19 protein-coding genes are annotated in these 24,160 nt (G+C 61.7%); 14 read left to right on the top strand and 5 right to left on the bottom strand.

The window, feature by feature from the left end:
• The first annotated feature begins 31 nt into the window (after nt 1–31).
• Nucleotides 32–1,024, top strand: coding sequence for an alpha/beta fold hydrolase (locus tag ACLBWH_RS15555; protein WP_447799773.1), 993 nt, complete (start codon nt 32–34; stop codon nt 1,022–1,024).
• Between the two features lie 499 nt (nt 1,025–1,523).
• Here ACLBWH_RS15555 and ACLBWH_RS15560 read toward each other — a convergent pair whose 3' ends face one another.
• Together ACLBWH_RS15560 and ACLBWH_RS15565 are read right to left on the bottom strand one after the other, a co-directional pair.
• The gene (locus ACLBWH_RS15560) at nt 1,524–2,519 is read right to left on the bottom strand and encodes an alpha/beta fold hydrolase (RefSeq protein WP_447799774.1); all 996 of its coding nucleotides are present in this window, start codon (nt 2,517–2,519) and stop codon (nt 1,524–1,526) included.
• A 431-nt stretch (nt 2,520–2,950) separates the two neighbouring features.
• Nucleotides 2,951–3,679 (bottom strand): SDR family oxidoreductase, encoded by a 729-nt coding sequence (locus ACLBWH_RS15565; RefSeq protein WP_447799775.1) that lies wholly within the window; start codon nt 3,677–3,679, stop codon nt 2,951–2,953.
• Between the two features lie 51 nt (nt 3,680–3,730).
• Between ACLBWH_RS15565 and ACLBWH_RS15570 the strand changes: the two genes are divergently transcribed.
• Nucleotides 3,731–4,705: an AraC family transcriptional regulator N-terminal domain-containing protein gene (locus ACLBWH_RS15570; protein WP_447799776.1), complete on the top strand. Its 975-nt coding sequence runs from the start codon at nt 3,731–3,733 to the stop codon at nt 4,703–4,705.
• Between the two features lie 79 nt (nt 4,706–4,784).
• On the opposite strand, the gene ACLBWH_RS15575 is transcribed toward ACLBWH_RS15570, so the two are convergent.
• Nucleotides 4,785–5,705, bottom strand: coding sequence for a VOC family protein (locus tag ACLBWH_RS15575; protein ID WP_447799777.1), 921 nt, complete (start codon nt 5,703–5,705; stop codon nt 4,785–4,787).
• 419 nt (nt 5,706–6,124) lie between these two features.
• On the opposite strand from ACLBWH_RS15575, the gene ACLBWH_RS15580 reads away from it, so the two are divergent.
• The 9 genes from ACLBWH_RS15580 to ACLBWH_RS15620 all read left to right on the top strand — a co-directional run bounded on the left by ACLBWH_RS15580 (nt 6,125) and on the right by ACLBWH_RS15620 (nt 18,236).
• Nucleotides 6,125–7,813: a glycoside hydrolase family 9 protein gene (locus ACLBWH_RS15580; RefSeq protein ID WP_447799778.1), complete on the top strand. Its 1,689-nt coding sequence runs from the start codon at nt 6,125–6,127 to the stop codon at nt 7,811–7,813.
• 284 nt (nt 7,814–8,097) lie between these two features.
• Entirely contained in the window at nt 8,098–8,550 is a 453-nt protein-coding gene (locus ACLBWH_RS15585; protein WP_447800085.1) for a GFA family protein, read from the top strand.
• A 641-nt stretch (nt 8,551–9,191) separates the two neighbouring features.
• Nucleotides 9,192–10,913: a flavin monoamine oxidase family protein gene (locus tag ACLBWH_RS15590; protein WP_447799779.1), complete on the top strand. Its 1,722-nt coding sequence runs from the start codon at nt 9,192–9,194 to the stop codon at nt 10,911–10,913.
• A complete protein-coding gene (locus ACLBWH_RS15595; protein ID WP_447799780.1) occupies nt 10,910–11,458 on the top strand; it encodes a GNAT family N-acetyltransferase in 549 nt (182 codons plus the stop codon). Before ACLBWH_RS15590 ends, ACLBWH_RS15595 begins: the two co-directional genes overlap by 4 nt.
• A 254-nt stretch (nt 11,459–11,712) precedes the next feature.
• Nucleotides 11,713–14,250, top strand: a complete 2,538-nt coding sequence (locus tag ACLBWH_RS15600; RefSeq protein ID WP_447799781.1) for a TonB-dependent receptor plug domain-containing protein — start codon at nt 11,713–11,715, stop codon at nt 14,248–14,250.
• Nucleotides 14,251–14,268: 18 nt separating this feature from the next.
• Complete coding sequence (locus ACLBWH_RS15605) at nt 14,269–14,778, top strand: RidA family protein (RefSeq protein ID WP_447799782.1); 510 nt, start codon at nt 14,269–14,271, stop codon at nt 14,776–14,778.
• Nucleotides 14,779–15,122: 344 nt separating this feature from the next.
• Entirely contained in the window at nt 15,123–16,091 is a 969-nt protein-coding gene (locus ACLBWH_RS15610) for a helix-turn-helix domain-containing protein (protein WP_447799783.1), read from the top strand.
• 90 nt (nt 16,092–16,181) lie between these two features.
• Nucleotides 16,182–17,306 (top strand): catalase family protein, encoded by a 1,125-nt coding sequence (locus ACLBWH_RS15615; protein WP_447799784.1) that lies wholly within the window; start codon nt 16,182–16,184, stop codon nt 17,304–17,306.
• Between the two features lie 156 nt (nt 17,307–17,462).
• Complete coding sequence (locus tag ACLBWH_RS15620; RefSeq protein WP_447799785.1) at nt 17,463–18,236, top strand: alpha/beta fold hydrolase; 774 nt, start codon at nt 17,463–17,465, stop codon at nt 18,234–18,236.
• Nucleotides 18,237–18,442: 206 nt separating this feature from the next.
• Here the strand turns inward: ACLBWH_RS15620 and ACLBWH_RS15625 are convergent, their stop codons facing one another.
• Entirely contained in the window at nt 18,443–18,949 is a 507-nt protein-coding gene (locus tag ACLBWH_RS15625; RefSeq protein ID WP_322850932.1) for a hypothetical protein, read from the bottom strand.
• Nucleotides 18,946–19,311: a helix-turn-helix transcriptional regulator gene (locus tag ACLBWH_RS15630; protein ID WP_322850933.1), complete on the bottom strand. Its 366-nt coding sequence runs from the start codon at nt 19,309–19,311 to the stop codon at nt 18,946–18,948. Before ACLBWH_RS15630 ends, ACLBWH_RS15625 begins: the two co-directional genes overlap by 4 nt.
• A 181-nt stretch (nt 19,312–19,492) precedes the next feature.
• Between ACLBWH_RS15630 and ACLBWH_RS15635 the strand changes: the two genes are divergently transcribed.
• The 3 genes from ACLBWH_RS15635 (at nt 19,493) to ACLBWH_RS15645 (ending at nt 23,840) form a co-directional block, all read left to right on the top strand.
• The gene (locus ACLBWH_RS15635; RefSeq protein ID WP_447799786.1) at nt 19,493–20,428 is read left to right on the top strand and encodes an arginase family protein; all 936 of its coding nucleotides are present in this window, start codon (nt 19,493–19,495) and stop codon (nt 20,426–20,428) included.
• Nucleotides 20,429–20,730: 302 nt separating this feature from the next.
• Complete coding sequence (locus tag ACLBWH_RS15640) at nt 20,731–21,078, top strand: VOC family protein (protein ID WP_447799787.1); 348 nt, start codon at nt 20,731–20,733, stop codon at nt 21,076–21,078.
• A 371-nt stretch (nt 21,079–21,449) separates the two neighbouring features.
• Nucleotides 21,450–23,840 carry a DUF5703 domain-containing protein gene (locus ACLBWH_RS15645; RefSeq protein WP_447799788.1) on the top strand — a complete coding sequence of 797 codons (2,391 nt, stop codon included), beginning with the start codon at nt 21,450–21,452 and terminating at the stop codon, nt 23,838–23,840.
• Nucleotides 23,841–24,160 lie beyond the last annotated feature (320 nt).

A 24,160-nucleotide genomic window follows, 5' to 3' on the forward strand; every position in this document is an offset into this window, starting at 1 on the left:
ATCACTAAACACGACTTGACGGGAGATCGCAATGGCATATGCTTTAGTGATCGCTAAAGACAAGGACCGCTTTCGCATGTCAGTACTGCCCTTCCCGACCACCGACGATTTCGGCTCCGTTCATGGTGTACCGGTGCTGCCGGATGGGTTTACCGAGGTTTTCGAAAGCTATCGGATACCCACCGGCGAGATCGACCTACATACCGTTGTTGGGGGGAAGGGGCCTCCGCTGCTGCTGCTCGGAGGTTGGCCACAGAACTGGTACATCTGGCGTGACGTGATGCTCCCGCTGGCCCAATACTTCACGCTGGTAGTGCCCGATCCGCGCGGCCTCGGCATTTCGGACAAACCCACCGGTGGCTACGACAAAGGCACGATCGGTCGCGATCTGTTCGGGCTGATGACGGCGCTTGGCCACGAACGGTTCGCAATGGTAGGTCACGACTGCGGCATGTGGATCGGTTATGCGATGGCGGCAGACCAGCCGGAGCGGATCGAGCGGATTGCGCTGGGCGAAGCCATTATCCCGGGCGTCGCCGTATCCCCCCCGCTGATCCCTGACGAGCGTCCGCTCAACGACTTTCTATGGCACAATAACTTCTGTCGTGTGCGGAGCGTTACCGAGGAACTGGTCGTCGGCCGCGAAGAAATCTTCTTCGACTACCAGTTCACCAAAATTACCGTGCCCAACCCGATCCCGGCCGACGTGCGGGCGTTCTACATCGATCTCATCAGGCGGGACCGCCGCACCCTCACCGCCAGTTTTGATTATTACCGGGCAATCGACGCCGACATTCCAGCGAACCGAGCCCGCATGAAACAGCGATTGACGATGCCCGTTCTCGGCTTTGCGGGGGAATTGGCGTGTGCAGGCGCCGTCGAAGACCAACTGCGCAGCGTTGCCGACGATGTGCGGTGCACGGTTATCGAAGCCTGCGGACATTTCGTGCCCGAAGAAGCACCGAGCAAGCTGATTGCGCTACTGACCGCCTTCCTTGAACCCTACCGGAACGCTGCGACCTGATTGGACGGCGGCCCTGCCTTCAACAATATGGAGGCGCCCACCTGCAGTATGTCAGGTGGGCGTTCCCAATAACGATCGAGAATTGGGAACGCTCATGGCTTTCCAGAACTCAAGCCACCCGAGAATTGAGAATGCGGGACCGGACTATTCTGGCTCTGGCTCACCAGTTTTTTTGCCGGGACCAAACTCCGCCTTCACGCCGAAGCCACCTCCCCGTTGAAATCCGACAGACACGCCGGGAGCAATCTGGATGCGCAAAGGGCGAGATAGAAGCCCAGCTGAGGGGGGCAGTGGAGGCAGGGGCCGCAATCGAAACTCTTCTGAGTCTCGGTGTCCACAAACGACAATTTCGCCGTCTGAGTTTGGCGCGCAATGCCCGCGTGGCGATGCGAGGATGTTCAGCGGGTGTGTTGATGGCTCGGCAGTCTGGACATACGATGCAGGTTTCGGCGGGGGAGGCGCGTCCGCTTGTTGCATGACAATTACTACGCCTCCTCTCTCATCGATTGGTCTGTTTGCGTGCTTGGGCGACAACTTCCATCACAGCAGCGGTTACAATGTCAGGATGCTCTAATTGGAGGTAATGACCTGCGTCGCCTACCAAGCGGCGTTCTCCTCGACGGGATAGGGCAGCAAGTTCAAAATGTCCCTTGGCCAATTCATGCTGCTCCCGACTGACTTCCATGCGCGTCGCGGCAGACGCGCCTTCTGGCGCAACGAAGCTGTTGCTGGCGCTCAAGATAATTAGGGGCGTGGAGCCGTATTGTCTCCCTTGGTTGACGACGAGTCTGGTGTCATTCGTAATATTGTCGAGCAGCGATGCCGTCGTTCGCATTCGGGCGGCGCTACGATCCAGCCGAGCAAGTGCGCTCGAAACCGAAGACGGCATTTCTCCACCGTATTGCGTGCAAGCTGGCGCATCAGTCGGGCGGCGATCGAGCATGTCAGCGCACGCACGGCGCTGCGAGATAAACGATGCCAATGAGCTATCGTTCGTTCGCGTGGTTTCTGGTGCGACGCGAGCAAGGCGTGCTGATTGGTCGGGTATGCTCGGATCGACGAGCACAATGCCCGCGACAGCTGATTCGTTTCGATCAGCAAAAATCAGTGCCTCATACGCTCCTATCGAATGACCTACGAGCACGAACGGACCCTGCATCTTGTTCGCTCGCAACGACCTTTCCAAGTCGTGGGTAGTTTCATCTACCGACTGCGGTGCCGAACTTGCAGTGCTGAAACCGAATCCCGCCCGGTCCCAAGTGCATACTTGCGTTTGCTGAGCGATCTTACCTTGAATCCTTCCCCAGACCACACCCCAGTCAGCGGCACCTGCATTCAGAATCACTGTTGGCTTGCCTCGCCCCATGCAGACCATGTTGATGCGGCGACCATCTGAAAGCCTGGCAGCGCGGCTCGTGTCTGCATACTTTGCTATCAAAGGATCAGGCTTGCGCTGCGCACTTCCCGGCGAGATCCCTGCGATCAGCAGCGGCATAAGCGCGAGAATGAGGCAGCGGTGCATGGCTTAATACTAGCGACCAATACGCTCCCGGCAATCGATACCGAAGGCTGGGAGCCACGCTCGCACCCAACCCGGCTTTTCCCGAATTGAAAGGCCCAGCGGGACAGTACGGCAGGATTGGTCTTCCGCTGCCTCCGGGTTGGGCCGTTTTCCCAAAACCTGTTCCCGGTTACATTTTTCCGAAATGGCCCATCGGACATGGAGAAAAGGGACTGCTGCGAGTTGCCGGAACGGCCGGTCTCGGGATGCCACGCCGATGTAGCGAACGGCCGGGGATGGGTCGCAAGCTGACGGGCAGCTCCGCGGCCACGCAGACCCAGAAACCGTCATTTGAGCGGTGCCGAGCGTCAACCAAAAGCGGACGCTTGTTCATTCGCACGAACAAGCGCCCGCGTGGGCGGTGGCTACCAGGCGACCACGCCTGCATCATCGTAGAACCCGCCGGTCGGGCCGTCGTCGGCCAGCGAGGCAAGGCGGACAGCGATGGCGGCACCCTGCTCCGCGGTGCGAGGGCCGGTGTGTTGATTAAGATCGGTTGCCGTGTAGCCGGGACAGGCGGCATTAACTTTGAAGCCGAGCGGCGCCAGTTCCTTGGCGAACGCCACCGTCACGGCGTTCAGAGCGGATTTCGAGCTGTTATAGCCGAGCAGGTTCGCCTCGTGCGCCATCGGCGCGTCGAAGGCCGACGCCCACGCCAGTGAGCCCAGGCTGCTGGACATCATGACAATCCGCGGGGCGGCAGAGACTTTCAGCAGAGGCAAAAAGGCCTGTGTCGCCCGGATCGCGCCAAACACGTTCACATCGTAGATCGCCCGCACATCCGAGATCCGGTCGTCGCTCGGCGCAACCCAGCCCGTCGATATGCCGGAATTGTTGACGAGCACGTCGAGCTTCTCCGTCGCGCCCGCCAGCGCTTCGGCAGCCGCTCCGACGCTGACGTCGTCGGCGACATCGATCGTCAGCAAGCGGATGTCGAGACCTTCGTCACGCAGCATGTCTGCCGCCGCTTCGCCACGCCGTTGGTCGCGGCTGCCCAGCCAGACGGTGTAGTCGAGCCTGCCGAGCCCTCGCGCGATTTCCAGTCCAATACCCTTGTTCGCTCCCGTCACCAGGGCCGTTCGCTTGTTCGTCATAGTCATTCCTCCAGAAGGTGACCTTGAGATGGGATGCCGCTGGCGTGCGGCATGCGCGATCCGCGCGAGAGCTTGCCTGATCCGATCAGTCACCTTGTCTTGAGCGACGGACCGACACACGTTGTCTGCATGGACGAAATGTTGGACAGGCTGTGCACCATCGTCGATCGGCATGCCGCCGGTCGCTACCAGCCCAGTGCACTGCCACGCGTGGCGCTCTACAAGGACGGCGCCGCGCCGCAGCCAGTCGCAGGCGTCTACCAGCCGATGACGGCGCTGATCGTCAGCGGCGCCAAGGAGATTGCGATCGGCGACCGCCGCCTCCGCTATGACCCAGCCAGCTACTTCATCGCCACGGTCGAACTGCCAGCCTCGGGCTGCGTCAAGCTGGATCTGCCGGATCAACGCTATCTGGCGGTCAGCCTCGACCTCGACAGCGAGCGACTGGCGTCGGTGCTGACGGACGTCGAAACGGAGCTTCCCTCAGCCGAGCCAGCCTTCGCCGTCAATCCGGTCACAGCCGATCTGCTCGACGCGTGGCTACGGCTCCTTCGCCTATTGGACACGCCGCAAGATATCGCCGCGCTGGCGCCGCTTTACGAACGCGAGATCCTCTACCGACTGGTGCAAGGCCCCCAGGGATCCATCGTCCGCCAGATCGCACGGGCGGACAGCCGCCTCTCGCAGGTGCGCCGCGCGATCGCGATGATCCGCGATCGGTTCAATCAGCCGATCCGCAGCGAAGCCTTGGCGGAGGCGGCAGGCATGAGCCCTGCCTCGTTCCATCGCCACTTTCGTACCGCCACTGCGATGAGCCCGTTGCAATACCAGAAAAGCCTGCGACTTCAGGAAGCCCGCCGGCTGATCGTCGCAGGGCGGGACGTCGCCGCTGCAGGCTATGCCGTCGGCTACGAGAGCGCATCGCAATTCAGCCGTGAGTACGCCCGGCTGTTTGGCTTGGCGCCCTCGCGTGACATTAAGGCCCAGAAGCCGCATCTCTCTAGCGACGGCGTACGAGCGGCCTAGGATATTGGAACCCAAAGCGGTTACTCGAACCTCGTTTCCTCGCTCCGTCTTTCTGCCGTTCGTTTAACGTCGCCAGCACCTATCCGGTCGGGCTCTCGGCATTGAAGGATGAGCAGCACGGTTTGGTCACAGGCTGGAACTCCATCAGCTCGATCCGCGTACCGTCGGGGTCGTAGAGGTTGGCCTGCCACTTGCCGTCCAGGCCCATTTGTGGACCGTCGTGACGCGGGCTCAGGCGATCTTCCCCGTGCAGCGTCGTGACGGCGGCCTGCATGTTGGGAACACCCAAGGATAGGTGGTTAAGTACGCCCAACTGGCGGGCGTCGACCTTGGTCAGCGGCACGTCCGATCCCGGACCGATCATCATGTATTCCAGCCAGTCCCGACCGTCGGGCGTCTGCTGCGATACCCAATCGACCTTGTCGGGCTCGAAAGCGCCATACCAGTACGGCCGGAAGCCGAGCAGGCGGCGGTACATCCCGTCCTGCTTGGCCCGGTCATGGACGGCGTAGCCGACGTGGATGATGCGCCCGCTAATCGCGCCGGGAACGGCGTTGGCGTCAGCGCTCGCGGATTGCACGAACTGGATCCCGTTGCCTTCTGGATCGCGCAGGGCGAACCAACGATCCCCTTCGGTGGAGCGCTGCATCGCGCCGAGGCCAGAGACGCCTGACGCGGCCAGCCACGCCCGCAGCGACGCCGCGTCCGTTGTCGCGTAGGCGACGTGCGCCAGCATGCTGAGCCCCTGTCCGGCGGGTGCGGGTAGCACCTCCACGAACTGGCGCGAGCTCAGATAGTAGCGGACGCCGGCCGGGTTCTCGGGGTCCGCGCCCTTCCGGGCGCCCAGCACATGCGTGTAGAAGTGCTCGGACTTTGCCATGTCCCGAGCATAAACAGCCAGGTGCGAGATGCCGGTGATGCCTGGACGCGGACCCAGCGGCGCCTTGGCCCCGAGCAGAGCGGCAGCTGCACAGGCAAGAACTGCGATACGACGGGCCATGGCAGCCTCTCCTCACCCGGCCGCGTTTCGGGCCGTGGCTAGCAGCCTAGGCAGCGATGTCGGCACTGTCACGTGCTCACGTGTTGGTTCTCGCCGTTACCGTTGCCGAGGAGTGTGATGCCGCTATCTGCTACGGCGCCGCGCAGGAACAAGAAGCGGTCTCGGTGCCGAACACTGACCCGCACCGCCGCTCTGACCCAATAATGGTCGTTCAGCGCATTCGTCGGCATCGAACAACCTGCCGCTTGTTCATCGCTGCAAGCGATGGACCTCATCAGCAATGGGCGCCACCACCGCGTCGCCGACTACTGGCGTCGGCCGATCGATCGTGTCAGACTTCGTTTTGGATTGGAGGAGCGGCAGATGTGACTGCAGTGCGGAGCAGCGCGCACGCCGCCGCTCGGAAAAGGAAGGACGTGTTGACCGCGACCCTCAACCGCAGAACGACGATGAAGGCTGCCGCGGGCCTGCTGACCAGCACCTTCCTGCCGACCGGATGCGTCGCAGGAAAGCAGGACGTCCTCTCCCCCCGCCTCAATCAAGTTGGCTTCCGGCCCGACGCAGCCAAAAGGTTCGTGCTTGGCGGCAGCGCAGAGCGAGCACAGCCGCTAACCTTCTCGATCGAAACGCTCGACGGGACGAGGGTTTTCGAAGGCCGGGTGGATACCACGGTTCATGACCTGACGCGCACGACGGGCGAACACGTCCAAGTCGGTGATTTCACCGCCTTCAGGGCGCCGGGGCGCTATCGGGTCCGTGCCGGTTCAACCGTATCGCACCCGTTCGAGATCAGCGATGCGGTCTACGCGCCGGTTGTTCGTGATGCGGCGCGCGCCTTTTATCTGATCCGCGCCAACGTCGGGCACGATGATCCCGTAACCGGCATCCGCCACGCCGCGGGGCATCTAACTGAGGCAAGGATGCAGGTCGACGGCACCCAGCGGGATCTGACCGGTGGCTGGTACAATGCCGGCGACTACGGAAAATGGTCTCACATGGCGGCGATGAGCGCTAGCTGTATGATGTGGCTCCACGAGCTAAGGCCCCATGCCGCACGCAACCTCGTGCTCGCGGTGCCACAGACCTATCGCGGCATGCCCGATCTCTTGCAGCAAGCGCGATGGGGCCTTGAATGGCTGCTGAAGATGCAGAATTCGGACGGGTCTGTGCTGCACAAGATCGACGCCAACGATCACTTTGCTTCGGGGTCCCCGGAGCAGGACACCTTCCCGCGCTTCGTCTATGGAGCAACGAGCCTAGACGCGGGCAATTTCACCGGCGTGATGCTGCAGGCCGCCCGCGTTTTCTCGAGTTTTGATCGTGGCTTTTCCGGACGCTGTCGTCTTGCTGCGCAGCGTGCGTGGCAGTGGCTTCAAACCCATCCAGCGATGTTGGGAAAGGACGTCAACTACCTCGATCCCGATCCGCGGCAGGAGATCGCCTGGGGCGCCTTCGCTATGGCGGCGGCGACCAACGATGCGCAACTAGCGCAGCAGGCGACCGCGCGGCTAGGGGCCGTCGGCATCTTTCCGGTGTCGTGGCAGGCGCCGCAGCTGCTCGGTGCGATGAGCCTTGCGCGCAGCATTAGCCCGGCCCGTGACGCGGCCGGGGAAGTGATCGCCACCGCCGCCGAGCTGATCGTTGATCGGGTCGCGGCCGATCCGTACGGCTTCTCTGCCAACCCCGACGATTACTTTTGGGGCTCCAACGAGGCAGCCCTGTACGCCGCCGTGCTGTGCCTGTTCGCCGCCGAACTGACGCTCCAGCAGCGGTTCCGCACAACCGCGCAGCGGCTGATCGACTATGTGTTAGGATGCAACTCGCTCGATCTCAGCTTCGTCACCGGTCAGGGCCAGCACAGCGTCAGCCGGCCCTATCATTGGACGTTCCGCGTCTGGGGCATCGTGATGCCGGGATGGGCCAGCGGCGGTGCAAACCATCTGCCGGACAGCGTCGATCCATTGCTCAAGGCCCTGATCTCCCGCGGCACTCCGCCGGCCCGTTGCTTCGTCGATGCTTGCGGCCCGGATGGCTCCTGGGGTTCGAACGAAGGGCAGACAAGCGAAAACGCCGCCCTGATCCTCGCGACCGGCCTGATTGGCCTCTAGCACTAACTGACTTCCCGCTAGTGGGAGCGATAGACGTATCCTATTCGACCCAATCTCAGTCATTCACAGGGTCCTACCCGCCTCCCGACTTCAGACATTCATTCATGTCCCGAGGCGAAGGTGATGCACAAGCCGTTGCCCCCGCCCGACGGCACGCCGGCCGTTCCAAAAAGTCTCAAGAAACGACCATCGGTTCGCCGACAAGGAATGGCAGTGAATAGGTGGATTGCCGTCGGGTCGGATTGGGCACAGAACCGTGGCACACGGACATTGCGAGCATGATGATGACAGATACGGTGACGGGTGGCTGCCAATGCGGTCGGGTCCGATATGCTGTCGTGATCGACAGCGACGAAGCCTACCTATGCCATTGTCGGATGTGCCAGCGCGCGACGGGCGGCGTGTCGATCGCACTCAAAGGTGTTCGCCGCACTGACCTGACGTGGACGACACGTGAGCCCGATCGCTATGCATCCTCGCCTATTGCCAATCGAGGGTTCTGCTCGGCCTGTGGAACACCACTGACCTTCGAGTTCGCCGACAGCGAGGCACCCGGGCTGGACCTGACTGTAGGCAGCTTCGACAATCCTTATCGGTTTCATCCCGCCAGCCATTTTGCCATCGAAAGCTGGCAGAGCGACTGGCTCGACACACGCGATTTACCGGGCAAGCGAAGCGAAGACAATCCGAGCACGCGGAGTCGGTGGATGAAAGTGGTTGGCAAACTGCCCGACTAAACTGGCTTGCAACCGATGGTAAAACGGGAATTTCGGATCGTGGCCGGAAGCAGACAGTCAAAACGTTGGCAGCTGGGCCCCAGTATAAATCATTGAGCAGGCCTACCCGCGACCAACCTTCAGCCATTTGTTCACGCTGATGTACGACGGTGAGCCGCAGGCTGCGAGGCTCTCCGAACGAGCGGGCACAGTGACAAACGGTTGGGCGAGATTAGCGATGTGAGCAGTCGGATTCCTTTCGCCGTTAATGCGGCAACGCAATTATTTTTGTTGGTTGATGACGGCGTAACACTGCCCTGCTCGTGAATGTCGACGTCATCCGCGCCACTATAATCGTGATGCGTTCGGCGATGCAGCGACTGAGTGCCCGTAGGCCTTTGACGCCGCCCGCGATCCAATCGATCCCATCACCAGCCCTGATGCTGTCGCTGCCATATCGGCATCCTATCCCGAAACATAAGTCGACGGATCTAGAGCCGGTCTGCTCGCTTTGAGAGCCGCGACCCGCTCATGGCTGTGCCCATGCACCACGAAGCCCGACAGAGCCAGCTTCCTGACCTCAAGATGACAAACTTGTTGCAGCGCAAGAAAATCTTTGGTTTAATCAGAATCGTACACAGCACGTACCATTATTTATCTAATTGTTTCGCGTATCGCCGTGGGCGCGCATAAGCGTTGCGGGTATCGGAGCGGGATGTCCGGGGTGTCTGCCGCCGACGGGGCGGGGTTCGCAGTGTGCTGCGACCAGGGGGACGCTCTTCATGGTGACACGCAGAATGGTTCTGACCCGGCTAGGTATGGCTGGAGGATTGGGCGCGACGTTCGGCGCAATACAGGCACTTGGGCTCGCCGGCACCGCACAGGCGCAGGACATGAGCGGCCTCGTGCCTACGCTGGGCCGCGGGCGGCACGTCGTGGTACTGGGCGCCGGTATCGCCGGCCTGACCTCCGCCTATGAGCTGGAACAGGCCGGCTTCCTCGTCACTTTGCTCGAAGCACGCAAACGGGTCGGCGGGAGGGCCTGGACAGTCCGCGACGGCGACACGATCGAGATGAACGGCGAAGATACGCAAACCGCCAAATTTTCGGACGGCGTCTATTTCAACGCTGGGCCGGCGCGCATACCCAGCTTTCACCAAGGGCTGCTCGGTTATGCCAAGAAATTCGGTGTGCCGATCGAAGTAGAGGTTAATTCCAGTCGTTCCGCTTATGTCATGGCGGACGATGGCTCCAAGATTCGCATGCGGACCGCGATTAACGATATGCGCGGACGGATTGCCGAACTGCTTGCCAAAGCGATCCGCAAGGGGTCGCTCGATGCCGAACTGACCGCGGTCGACCGCGAGAAGCTGCTGCCGTTCATCAAAGCCTATGGCGACCTCGGCGAGGATGGATCGTTCGCGGGGACCGAACGCTCCGGCTTCGGCTCGGCGCCGGGCGCGGGCGTTGCCTTCGCCTCGCCGTCGACGGCAATGCCGCTCGACCAGTTGCTTGCCAATCAGCGGCTGCCGATGACCCTGTTCGAAGACAATCTCTACATGCAGGCGACGATGTTCGAACCGGTTGGCGGCATGGACCGAATTCACGCGGCGATGGACGATGCGCTGCGTCGTCCGGCACTGCGCGGCGCCGAGGTCACGCGCATCCGTCAGCGCAGCAGCGACGTCGAAGTGATCTATCGAGACACTGCGAGCGGCGCGGTCGAGACGGTCGTGGCCGATTATCTGATCTGCACCATCCCCTTCCCGGTGCTCGCCAAGATCGACACCAACCTGTCGGCCAAGCTAAAGACGACGATCGCCAACGTTCAATACGATTATTCGAACAAGGTCGCCTTCGAAAGCCCGCGCTTCTGGGAGCGCGAACAGATCTACGGCGGCATCTCGTTCGTCGGCGGGCCGACGACGCTGATCTGGTACCCGTCCGCGGGGTTGCACAGTGAGCGCGGCATGCTGCTCGGCTGCTATTCCTCCGGGCCAACCGCGGCGGAATTCCAGAAGCGACCGATCGCGGAGCAGATCGCGTTCTCGCGCGGCGTCGTCGACAAGCTCCATCCCGGCCACGGCGCCGATCTGGTCAACGGCCTCGCGGTCAACTGGCACAAGATCCCCTACAGTCTGGGGCCATGGCCCGACTGGAACGCGGGCAGCGCCAATGGCCGTCAGGAAGGCCATATCGATACTGCCGCCTTTCGCCTGCTGCAGGCGCCGGAAGGTCGCATTTATTTCGCCAGCGCGGCACTCAGTCAGACACCCGGCTGGCAGGAGGGCGGCATTCAATCGGCGCGGGCGCAGGTGCTTGCCCTCGCCCGCCGCGTCTCGGCAGAGGCGCTCGTCGGCCCGGTCCGTCGCAGGGCCGCATGACGCTGGTCGCCCAGGCGCTGAGCCTGCGCGCGGCGACGCCGCCCGATATTCCCGCATTGGAGGCCCTGATCGCTCGATCGGCTCGCGCGCTCAGTCGGGCTTATTATGATGCCGACCAGATCGAGGCGGCGATCGAGCATGTATTCGGCGTCGACAGCGAACTGGTCGACGACGGCAGCTATTTCATGGCGGAATGGCACGGCGCGCTCGCCGGCTGCGGCGGCTGGAGCCGGCGAGCGACCCTGTTCGGCGGCGATCGCTTCGCACGGCGATCCAGCGCGCTGCTCGATCCGGCGACGGACGCCGCCCGGATCCGCGCCTTTTTCGTCGCAGAGCACCAGGCGCGACGCGGCGTCGGGCGGGCGCTGCTTTCTGCCTGCGAATCCGCGGCGGCGGCCGCAGGCTTCGGCCGCGCGACGTTGATGGCGACCCTGCCCGGCGAACCCTTTTATGCCGCTCACGGCTATGGCGCGACAATAAGACAGACGCAGATCTGTGGTGGGATCGCGGTGCCGTTCGTCACGATGAACAAGTCCTTGTCGTGACGATGCACCACATTTCCCAGAGAAAAGCTCTTCAACCGGAGCATCAGTCAAACAACAAATTGCAATTGGGGTATGCAGGTAAATAATCAAGGGACTAGACCACTGAGATAGATAACTCGGAGCGACAGCTTAGAGAATGAAGAACTGTGTAAAATAAAAGCAGTCTGAGGAGGGGATGGCGAGGCCAACCTGACAACATCTGGGGGCTGACCATGAGTTTCTATATCGGAACGTCACGTGCCGCGATCGCGGCCATGCTCTTCATCGCTCTTACGACGGCGGCGAACGGTCAAACGCTGACCCCGATCGCGACGCCGGTCGAACCGACGCCGTCACCGCTCGTGGCTGGCGAACCGCAGCAGGACGACAGCGACATCATCGTCACCGGCACTCGCGCCGGCGGCATCACTGCCGCGGAGAGCGCCGCACCGATCAAGGTGCTCGACGCCGATGCGCTGAGCCACGTCGGCCAGCCCAATCTCAACCAGGTGCTCACCCAGTTGGTGCCGTCGTTCACCGCGCAGGCGTTCGGCGGCGACACCGCCAATCTCACCCTATCGGCGCGACTGCGCGGGCTCAGCCCCAACCACACTTTAGTGCTGGTCAACGGCAAGCGCCGGCATGGCACGTCAAACCTCGCCGTGCTCGGCGGCCCTTACCAGGGTGCCGCGACGGCCGACCTCGACCTGATCAGCCCGTCGTCGATCAAGCGGATCGAAGTGCTGGAGGACGGTGCCGCGGCGCAATATGGCTCGGACGCGATCGCCGGCGTGATCAACATCATTCTCAAGGACGACAAGGAGGGGGGTGACGGCTATGTCACCGCCGGCAAGAACTACGATGTCGGCGGTGACACCTATGCCGGCACATTGCACGTCGCCACCAAGATCGGCGACTCCGGCTACCTCAACATCACCGCCTTCCATCGCTTCCACGACTTCACCCAGATCGGGGGTCTCGATCGTCGCGTCACCGACAGCAACGGCAATCTGCTCACCGGCACGTCCAACCCGTCGCTGAGCGCGATCCAGCAGCAGCTCTACCCAGGAATGGACCGCTTCCCCTATGTCAACCGCATCAACGGCGACGCCCAATCGCGGCTGACCAACCTGCAATACAACACCGCCTATGATTTCGGCGGCGGCGAGATTTACAGCTTCGGCACCTATTCGAAGCGGATCGCCAGCGCCTATGAGAACGTGCGCGTGCCGACGCGCGTGTCGCGCACCGTCGCCGGGGTGACGACCTATTTCGACCCCGAGGGCGACACGCCGGTCAACGGCTTCAGCCCGCGCGAGAAGATCCGCGAGGACGATATGGCGTTCACCGGCGGCATCCGCGGCATTCTGGACACCTTCCATTATGATCTGTCGACGACCTTCGGCCAGGACAAAAACGCGATCTACACCGTCGATTCCGCCAACGCCTCGCTTTACGCCGACACCGGCTTCACGCCCACCAGCTTCTACGACGGCTTCTTCAAATCGACCGAATTTACCGTCAACGCGGACGTCACGCACGAGATCGACGCGGGGCTCGCCACTCCGATCAACCTCGCCTTCGGGGGCGAATATCGTAAAAACGTTTACCAGATCGGCTCAGGCGATCCGGCCTCGATCTACAAGGAGGGCGGCCAATCCTATCCGGGCTTCCGCCCGTCGGACGCTGGTATCAACGGCCGCGAATCCGCGGCGGGTTATGTGGATATCGCTGCTAATCCGGTCGACGGCCTCAAGGTCGACGTTGCCGGCCGCTACGAACATTATTCCGACTTCGGCAGCAAGTTCATCTACAAGGGCACCGGCCGATACGACTTTTCGCCGCAGTTCGCGCTACGCGGCACCTTCTCGACCGGTTTCCGCGCGCCCACGCTCGCCGAATCCTATTATTCCGCGACCAACGTTTCGCCGACCGCCGCCTTCGTGCAATTGCCCGCCAATTCGGCGGCGGCCAAGCTGATCGGCTTCCAGAACCTCAAGCCAGAAAAGTCGACCAATTATTCGCTCGGCACGGTCATTCGTCCGGTCGATCGACTGACGATTACGCTCGACGCTTATCAGGTGAAGATCCGCGATCGCATCCTGGGCACCGGCTCGATCTACGGCAGCGGCGGTGCGGTCAACTTCCCGATCGTGACACAGGCGATCATCGCCAATGGCAACGTGCTCGATCCCACCGTCAGCCAAACCGGCATCAATATCTTCACCAATGGCGCCAACACCCGCACGCGCGGCGTCGATCTGGTTGTCAGCTACGTCACCGACTTCGATGATTACGGCAAGGCGAACTGGACGATCTCGGGCAATTACAACGAGACCAAGCTCACCCGGCTGATCGCCGCGCCCGCCGCGCTGACCAATCCCGTTACCGGCATTGCCATTCCGCTGTTCGATGCCGGCGCCCAGAGCAATATTGAAAACGCCTCGCCCAAGGTGAAGGTGATCACCTCGCTCCTGTACACGATCGACAAAGTCTCGGCGACGCTGCGCGGCACGGTCTATGGCAAGAGTTCAGCCAAGCTGACACCCGATGGCGGCACCTATTATAAACAGACGATCGGCACCGCGTTCATCGGCGACATCGAGCTGACCTACGACATCACGCCCGATCTCGGCGTTTCGCTGGGGGCCAACAACGTCTTCAACAAGCGCCCGCCGATTGTGCCACTCGTTCCCGGCACCACCAATGCGACGCTGGTGAACGGCGGCAACGTGCTCGACGCGCCGCTGACCTTCAGCCCCTACGGCATCAATGGCGGCTATTATTACGCTCGCCTCAACGTATCGTTCTGACACGAGGATCATGGGAGAATGGCTTTGAAGACGCGCATAATGGGAGCCGCGCTCGCCGCGGTCGCCCTCCTGACCAACCCGGCGGCGGCCCAGACCGTCGTCAAACATGCCAGCGCCCCGGCAGGCCTGATCCTGCAATCGGTGACGGTAAAGCCCGGCGCGACCACCCTTTATCTCAGCGGCCAGTTGGCCGCACCGCTCGACCCGACGAAGAAGTTGCCGCCAGCCCAACTCACCATCGCCGATTTCGGCGACACCAAGACGCAGACGCTCAGCGTACTTGCCAAGATCAAGGCAATTCTGGCCGAACATGATTTCGCGATGCGTGACATCATCAAACTCACCGTCTTCGTCGCTGGCGATCCAAAAATGGGCGGCAAGATGGATTTCGCCGGCATGAACGATGGCTTCAAGCAGTTTTTTAACACTGCAGAGAACCCGACGACGGTCGCGCGCTCGACGGTGCAGGTCGCAGCCTTGGCAGGACCGGCATTCCTCGTCGAAATAGAAGCAACGGCAGCAAAATGAACATTGGTCTACATGCCCGTAATGCCATCTTCGGGCTGATGGGACAGGCAATCGACAGGGCCTGAGTGTCCATAAAAGCATCACCTGTGGCAAGAAGATGCGTGCGACAGGTGATGCACGCCAACGGCCACATGTTTTTGGTTCCAATCTAAGGCAGCCGGCTTCCTACCCCCGTAGGCTTTTGACCCATAGCCGGACGTTCAAGCGTGCTCGCCCTCTTCCCGGAAGCGGTCGCCCGTTCGGCCAGTAATTGCACACCGGCGACATTTTCACGGTCTCCCGAGCGAGGCTGCATCAGGATGCAAACAGTGTCCGCGGAGGTGCGTATGCGGTAGGGCTACTTCGTGAAACGTTCGCTCGACCAGCTCCTGACCACCATCGACGTCGACCCGCACGCGTTCTCGGTATGTCGGATCCAGACAGGATGGCGGATGACCTTTCCCGCGTTCGATGCGGTGACCGTCCACTTCGTGCTTCGTGGGTCCGGTCATCTGCAGGTCGGCGCGTCACCACCGATCCCGTTCTCGCAATCAAGCGTTCTGATCGTCCCTACCTCGGAGCAGCATTGGGTGGGCGAGGTCAGCGATCTCGCCGAGGTCCGCGAAGCCGCTGATCGTTGTGCGGTGCTCGGAGACGGCCTGGTCGAGTTCACCGCTGGAAGCGGCGCCGACGATACACTGATGCTGTGCGGAGCCTTGTCGGCACCCTACCAAGGCGGCCTGGGCTTCTTCGACCTGCTCCGAGCACCGATTGCGGGTGACATCGTCACGGGCGTCATCCCTGCGAGCGTGTTCGATGCAATGGCGAACGAGATCACCCACGCTGGGTTCGGCACTCAGGCGATGTGCCAAGCCTTGATGAAGCAAGGGCTCATTGCACTACTGCGCGATCGTTGGGAACGGCAGACGGAACTCTCCGGAGGAGCAACGTTCCACCTTCGCCTCTCCAAAGCGCTCGCCGCCATCATCGGCAACCCCGCGGCTCCTCATACGGTCGACAGCCTGGCCTCGCTCTCCGGCATGAGCCGTGCCTCGTTCTCGGATCACTTCTCCAAGACTTTCGGGCAGGGTCCGATCGACTTCGTGCAGAAGACTAGGCTCCGCATTGGGGCACGGCTGCTACGAACGACCGACCTGCCGATCAAGGTGATCGCGCAGACCGCAGGATATGCCGGCCCGAGGCCGTTCTCGCGAGCCTTCCGCGCTGCGTATGACTGCGGACCTGCAGACTACCGGGCATGTCCAGACGGCGAAAACATCAGGGCCTCATCCCAGTACGTGTCTCGGCAGGTCTCCGATCGTCCAGATCAATGACACTGATCGTCTAGATCAGCTACTTGCGTGAGCCCGATCCGGCCGGGGCACGGTTTTCATCGAAACTCACGCTCGCAGAAGGTCCAGCCCATGTCCAATGATCTCCACCGCTCGCCCGTTGCCTTCACGCCGAACGTCGAGGTGCGGGCCGACGACGAAGCGGAGACCATCAAGGGCTTGAACGAGCAGTTGCGGCTGATTCAGGAGAAGACGGCGAAGGACTACGGCACTGCGGTGCGCGGCGTGCACGCCAAGGGTCACGCGATCGTCAAGGGCAAGCTGGAGGTGCTGTCCGGCATCGCGCCGGCTCTCGCTCAGGGTCTGTTCTCGACGCCCGGCAGCTACGACGCGCTGTTGCGCTTCTCGACGCTGCCCGGCGATATCCTCGACGACAGCATCAGCGTGCCCCGCGGGCTCGCCGTCAAGCTGTTCGGCGTTTCGGGCGACCGCCTGCCGGGTTCGGAGGCCGACACCACGCAGGACTTCATCTTGGTCAACGGTCCGGCGTTCGCGGCCCCTACGCCCAAGGCGTTCCTCGCCAACCTCAAGATGCTCGCCAAAACGACGGACTCCGGCGAGGGGCTTAAGAAGGGCCTGTCCGCAGTCCTACAGACCGTCGACGCAGCGCTTGAGACGGTCGGCATCCAGACCCCGACGATCCAGACGCTGGGCGGCGCGCCCAACACTCACCCCCTTGGCGAGACATACTACACCCAGGTGCCGTTGCGGCATGGCGGCTACATCGCCAAGATCTCGGTCGCGCCGGTGTCGCCCAATCTCACCGAGCTCGCCGGCAGCAAGGTCGACGCGTCCGGCCGCCCCAACGCGCTTCGCGAGGACATGGGGCAGGTGCTGATCGAGCAGGACAGCATCTGGGAATTACGCGTGCAGCTCTGCACCGATCTCGAGAAGATGCCGGTCGAGGACTCCTCGGTGGTCTGGGATGAGAAGGAGAGCCCGTACGTAGCGGTCGCCCGGCTCACCGTGCGCGCGCAGCTCGGCTGGGAACGCGGGCTCAGCGAGCACCAGGAACAGGCGGTATCATTCAGCCCGTGGCACGGGCTCGTTGCCCATCAACCGATTGGCGGCGTCAACCGTGCCCGCAAGCCGACCTACGAGATGTCGACGCAGTTTCGCGGTCAGCACAATGGCTGTCCCGTTCATGAGCTTCGCTCTCTTGCCGAACTTCCGACGCAGGGCATGACGATCGAATAGGTCTGGCGATCGTTGATCAGACCGCGCGCTAATGAAAATATCTCCTTCGATGCCGCTTCGTCAGGAAAGTCGGTCTCCAACGCCCATTGGAGGACGGCCAAGCCTGCGAAGTGGCCGTGCTCGTTTCACTTCTCACAGCCACAATACGGAGACGGCATGAACAAAATCGAGCGCGGTACCGGACGCACGCTGCTCATGATTCATGGTCTTGGCGGCAGTTGGCGATCGTGGAGCACGGTCCTGGAGCCACTCAGCGCAACGCGAAAGGTGATCGCGATCGATCTCCCGGGTCACGGCACCACTCCCGCGGAGTCCGACAGCGGGACATTCGACGGTTTGGTCGGCAGCGTCGAGCGATACATCGAGAGCGCCGGCTTGTCTGGCGTCGATGTCGTCGGCAGTTCAATGGGCGCGCGGATCGTGCTCGAGCTCGCGCGGCGCGGACTTGTCGGCAACGTGGTCGCGCTTGATCCTGGCGGCTTCTGGCGAGGCTGGGAGCGGACCTTCTTCAAGACCACCATCGGCGCTTCCAGTCGCTTGCTGCGAGCCATCCGGCCAACGTTGCCGGCGTTGAGCCGGAACGCTGCGTCGCGCACGGCGCTGCTCGCTCAGCTCTCCGCGCGGCCTTGGGCACTTGACGGCGAGATCGTCGCAACGGAACTGGACGGTCTGAGCATAACGCCAACGTTCGACGCACTGGTCGACAACTTAGCGACGGGGCCTGAGCAGACCGGCCCCGCCGCACCCGGCACCGGCCGCGTTGTCATCGGGTGGGGCAGGCACGACCGGCTTTGCCTGCCTAGGCAGGCGGCGCGAGCAAAGGCAGCCTTTCCCGGGGCAGAACTCCACTGGTTCAAGCGCAGCGGTCACTTTCCAATGTGGGACATGCCGGAGGAGACAGTCGCCGTGATCCTCAATGCGACCGGGTGAGACTCAGATTGTCATCCGGCACGAGTTGCGCGCCGGCAGCAGCTCCGACTCATATCCGGTCATTCAAGGCTGCCTCTTCCCTTCCCAACTTCCGTCAGTCGTTCATCACGGAAGCGGAAGGCCTGCAGCTGCCGTCCTAAGTGAACGCAGCGCATTAATGGGGAAAGCGACTGGTCTGTATCGTTCGTCAGCCGTCGTAAGCAGCGCTATTCCTCGTCGTTGAACGGGCGCGTGCGCCAACTAGCGTGAAGCGTCGGCACTGCACTGAACAACGCCATCATGTAAAAAGCGAGCGCGGTAAGTTCCTGTTGAGCAACAAGGGTCGACCACACCTGCATCGCGAGGAGGCCAACCGTGAGCCATATTCCTGCGAACGCAGCCACTGCCACTGTTGCAAATCCAACGAGAAAAGAGTCGCGCCGCTGCTGGCGCTCGAATTCGTCCGCACGCTCGCTGAAGCGACGCAGTGGCCCCCAGTTTGGCATGAGAATGGCGACGAAAAAGCCCACCATGATCAGTGAATAGCCAATCCAGTAGCTGCGGCCCGGGTGAAAAACGCACCAGAGTAACCCAGCACTGGCAACCAACAAGGCCAGCAGCGGGGGCCAACGCAGGTGGCGCTTGCGCTGTGTTCCCGCTGCCATGGCGGGCACACCCGTCCACATCACCGAGCGATCTAGCCATGTGAGAAAACGATGCTGCCGGTTGCTCATTGCTCCACTCCTATCCGCCGCAGGCTACTTGCGATCGCTTCGAACGGGGTGAGCGAGAAGATCATCTCGACAGGCACGTTGAACACCCCTGCGACCTTGAGGGCAAGCTCAAGGCTAGGCTTGTAATCGCCACGCTCAAGATACCCGATCGTCTGCGGATTGACGTCCACAGCCTCCGCGAGCTGCCGACGCGACAACCCATGCTCGGCGCGGAAGACCGCAATCCTGTTATGCATAGCTTCAAATACCCGATTCGCTACGATACGTTGTGTATGCACAACATTTCGACGACAAAGCAATTGGCTATTGTCGTTTGCGCCGGAAAGTTTTGAGCACGAGCCAACGTCCTCGATCAGGGCCACGAGTAACGACATGAAGATAGCTGTCTCGGGGTGATAGGACCATCAGCGGCCGCTCCGCGTCGTTAAACGCATTCCTGGGTCGGCGGATCATTCATCTGAGCTCTGGTGTCGGTAGCGGCTCATTGCTGACGAGGCGTGGCTCATGTGCGCAACAAGATTCGCGCGAGATCATTAGTTGCTGATGAGCAAAGCTGTTGATTTCGAATATCCGACCTTCGCTGGCCTTCCTGTTGGACGGCTCGACGATCTGGCACCGGGGCAGGTTGCGGTTTTCGGCGCGAGTGAGGCCACACCCTATGACGCTGCTGTCGCCAGCCATTCGGCACAAGCACCGGGCGCGATCCGAGCCGCGTCGAAGGCCTTGGCTGGTCAACTCAAGCAGCACGACTTCGATACAGGACGAACCTTGCTATCCGAAGAGCGCCCCATCAAATGGGTCGGCAGAGATCTGGGCGATGTCAAAACGCGTGTCCGCGATGCCGTCGGCAACCGCAGCAGGATCACGGCAGCGACAGCCGGCATCCTCGCGGCGGGCGCGTTCCCCCTTGTCTTGGGTGGAGACGATTCCGTGCCCATTCCCGTCCTCGCCGGGTTTGATGGACATGGTCCGGTCACGATCGTGCAGGTCGATGCCCACGTCGACTGGGCCGACGAAATCCGCGGGGAGAATATGGGATATGGCTCGCCGATGCGTCGGGCCGCTGAGTTGCCGTGGGTCGAAGGTATGCTGCAAATCGGTATTCGGGGCCTTGGCAGCGGCGAAGTGTGGCAGCATGACGATGCTCGCGCCTGGGGCAGCAAGCTGATCACCAGTCGGCAGTGGCTTCGGGATGGAGTCAATGCCGCTCTGGATCGTCTTCCCCCTGGCGGTCGCTTCGTCCTCTCGATCGATTGCGACGGTCTAGACCCGGCCGTATTCCCTGCCGTAGCGATGCCGACGCCGGGAGGCCTCGACTATGAGGATATGGTTGCTCTGTTCGACGGTCTCATGGCGCGGGGCACGATAGTCGGAGCAGTTATCGCGGAATATGTTCCCGACCGAGATGATGCTGCACGTTCGTCCGCCCTGCTCGCTGCCCGGTTGGGACTTACACTCATGGCGGTGATGCGCCGCTAACGCGGGCGGCGTCGACGATCAGATCGGAGGCCAGAGCCTGCAACCCGCTTGGCGTCCAAAAGTAGTAATGACCCAGTTTTGGACGTTCAGGTGAAAGATTCCGCGCCCCAACATCGGACCTTCGTTCATGTCGAGGCGGGCTCATGCCTCACGCATTTCCCACCGCCCGACGGCACGCCAAATTTCTCGAAAGGATCGAGTTTTGCCAATGCCGTCTCGCCTGTATGACTCGATGGGGGAATCGACAAAGCCAGGCTATGGTCATTAAACCCGACACGGGTTTGAGAGCTTAGAGGATAAGTATGCTACGCCCATTTATCCCTGCGCACGATCATGGCCGATCTCGATCGTTCTACGAAGCCTTGGGCTTTTTGGTCGAATATGCTGACGACAGCATCGCCGTCATGTCGAACGGCGACGCGAGCTTCCTCCTTCAGAACTTTTATGTAAAGGAGCTGGCTGAGAATTTCATGGTGCAGCTGGTGGTTTCAGACTGCCGGGAATGGTGGCATCGCCATAATCCCGCAGCTGTTGCAGAACGGTTTGGCGCGCCAGCCCCAACAGCTCCTGCGGTTCAGCCTTGGGGTTTGACGGTCGGCTTCGTCCACGATCCTTCCGGAGTGCTGTGGCATATAACCGAAAGATCGTAATGACCTGTCCGCAGCACCACGGATACACTTTCCGACTTTGCCAAAAGGGAACGTGACATGGGAAAGAGGCTGCGCCGATCGTACCCACAGGCGTCCGGGGCACCCGCTTTTCCAAATCTGTTCCCGAATACGCTTTCAAAAACGGCTAGGTGGAGACGGAGAAATGGGAAAGCCGCGAGCTTCCCAAAGCAGCAAGTTTCGGGAAAGCGACGGGCACTGGGAACGGCCAAGATGGGCCGTGCGGCGGTCAGCCGCTCCGCGGCTGAGGAGACCCAATCGAAGACGATCGACGCGTGGTCGCCGACTCCACTTAGCTGCCGTTTGTTCAGGGTGCGATTGCCCGTGCCTCCAGCAAGTGCGACACTGGTGACGTGGATCACCAGAAGCGCCAATCACTGAAGCAGCTGGCCGCGGCGGCGATCGTCGGCACGTCGCACTCGACACCCGTCGCGTCTCAGTCGGTCTCGCACGCTGCCGCGGTTCGCATGTCGGCCTATGATCCGGTTTGGACGACGAGGAGCCGGCATGCAGGCGACTCTATGCCGTGCGGTGCAGGCGACATCGGCTTAAACGTCTGGGTCGAAGGCGACGACCTCCTATTCTACGTTGCTCGCAGTGGCGCTTTTGACGAGACCAATAGCTACCTCAAACTCGGGCGCGTTCGACTGCGGCTTGATCCCTCGCCCTTTGGCGCAGATGTTCCCTTCGAGCAGCGGCTGAACCTCATCGACGGTGAAATCGCCGTGACGTGCGGGAAGGTGACCATAACGATCTGGGCGGATGTCGATACGCCGCTCGTCAACATAATGGTGCAGAGCGGCACGCCTGTAGGTGTGATCGCGACGTGGGAGACGTGGCGGACACGGGACCGTGACTATCTGCCGGCCGAAGTGTCGATGCACCGCTCATACGACGGCGCGCCTGTTACGCCGCGCCAACACGCCGACGAAGTGACCTTTGCAGATGGCGGTGTCATCAGCATGCATCGCAACAGCACACCCACCGTATTCGACCTTTTGGTCGAGCAGCAGGGTTTGACGAGTGTCAAGGATAAGCTCTGGAACCCGCTGGCCGGGCTAGGATTTGGTGTGCTGCTGCACGGATACGGGTTTGTTCCGGCCGGCACAACGCAAGGCCGCTACGCGAGCACCGACTTCACCGGCTGGCGCCTGACGAGCCAACGCCCGCGGCAACGCCATGCCCTTCGCCTCCACTGCCACGTTGCCCAGACCGACACGCGGGACGATTGGATGCTCGGCCTGCGCCGCCTTGCCAAGAACGCGCCCGGTTCGGCAGCGTCCCGCACGCGGAGCAGGCGTTGGTGGCGCGCCTTTTGGGAACGCAGTTGGATCGTCCTTCGACCCGGCCCTGCCCGACCGGAGGATCTGGCCTGGCGGATCGGACGCAACTATCAGCTTTTTCGCCATCAGCTTGGCACTAATGCGCGCGCGCACTGGCCCACCAAATTCAATGGCGGCAATTTCACCGTCGACCCCGAATATACTGATCCCAAGCTGCGCCTGTCACCCGATTACCGCGCGTGGGGCGGCGGCGAGTTTACTGCCCAGAACCAGCGGCTGGTTCATTGGCCAATGCTGAAGAGTGGCGATGCCGATATGATGCGCCCGCAACTTGATTTCTACCGTCGCCTCCAACGGACGGCCGAGTTGCGGACCAAGAGTTATTGGGGTCACAAGGGAGCCTGCTTTGTCGAGCAAATCGAAAATTTCGGCCTCTGCTGCGGCCAAGAATGGGGTTGGCACCGTAGTTGGAACACTCCAGCGGCGCGCATGCCGGGCGTGGAGGATAGTGCGTTTGTCGATCATCTTTGGGATACGGTGCTCGAATTTTGCCTGATGATGCTGGAGGTCGGCCGCTTTAACGGTGCAGATACGTCCGGCGATCTTCCCTTCATCGACAGCTGCCTCGTGTTTTTTGACGAGCATTACCGGCGCGAGCATGCCCGTGTGTCCGGACGCGAGGTGGACGAAGACAGCAAGCTGGTGCTTTTCCCGGGAACGGCGTGCGAGACGTATAAGAACGCGACGAACTCGGCCGTGACCATCGCTGGGCTCGACGCGGTACTGGCGGCTCTGCTTGCGTTGCCGGATCGAATGATCGGTGCGCCTCTGCGCGATCGCTATCGCGCAATGCGCGCCACGCTGCCGCCCCTGCCCGTGCGCGTGATCGGCAACCGGCGAGTCCTTGCACCCGCCCAAGCATGGGACCGCATCCAGAATGTCGAGATCCCGCAGCTCTATCCTGTTTTCCCCTACAATCAATATGGCGTCGGCCTGCCAAATCTTCAGCTTGCCGTCGACACATGGCGTTACGGCGTCGATACGCCTGCTCAAAAAGACGTCAAAAGCTGGCATCAGGACGCAATCTTCTGCGCTCGCCTTGGGCTGACCGACGAGGCGGCGAGACTCACCGAGCGCAAGATGGAAGACAGCGGGCGGCGGTATCCAACTTTCTGGGGCCCCGGCCACGACTGGGCGCCGGACCACAATTGGGGTGGGTCTGGTATGATTGGGCTGCAGGAGATGCTGATGCAGACACCCGGCAACGCAATTCATCTCTTTCCGGCATGGCCCCGTGATTGGGATGTCGACTTCAGCCTCTGCGCGCCGCATTCAACACGGGTCAGTGCCGTCCTTCGCAACGGTAAACTTGTCGAGATGACGGTCGATCCCGCCTCCTCGATCAGTCGCATCGTACTGCCACCCTGGCTGGCGAAGGAGACGGTGATGACCAAGAACTAAAGACCCAATTGCAGACATTCGGCGCGACATTAACGCGTCCTGATTTCTGCCATTCGTTCACCTTGGGAAAGGTGCCTCTTCCACCGCAAAATTGAATGACCGAACGTTCGCCTTTTGTGGAGAGCGGAACAACCACTTAGGGGAACGCCGGTGGCAGTAGCCGACATAGCGCGGCACCGTCTGTCCCGAAAACAATCGAGAAAAGAGAAAACGTCAGCGTTCTCGCAACCCGCCCAGCCTCGTATTTCGAGAACTATAGCGCCTGCGCCTGTCCACCTCGATCACCCATTGACGTTGTCGGTGAAGCGGGGCTGATAGTC

The organism is Sphingomonas sp. M6A6_1c, assembly GCF_053345135.1.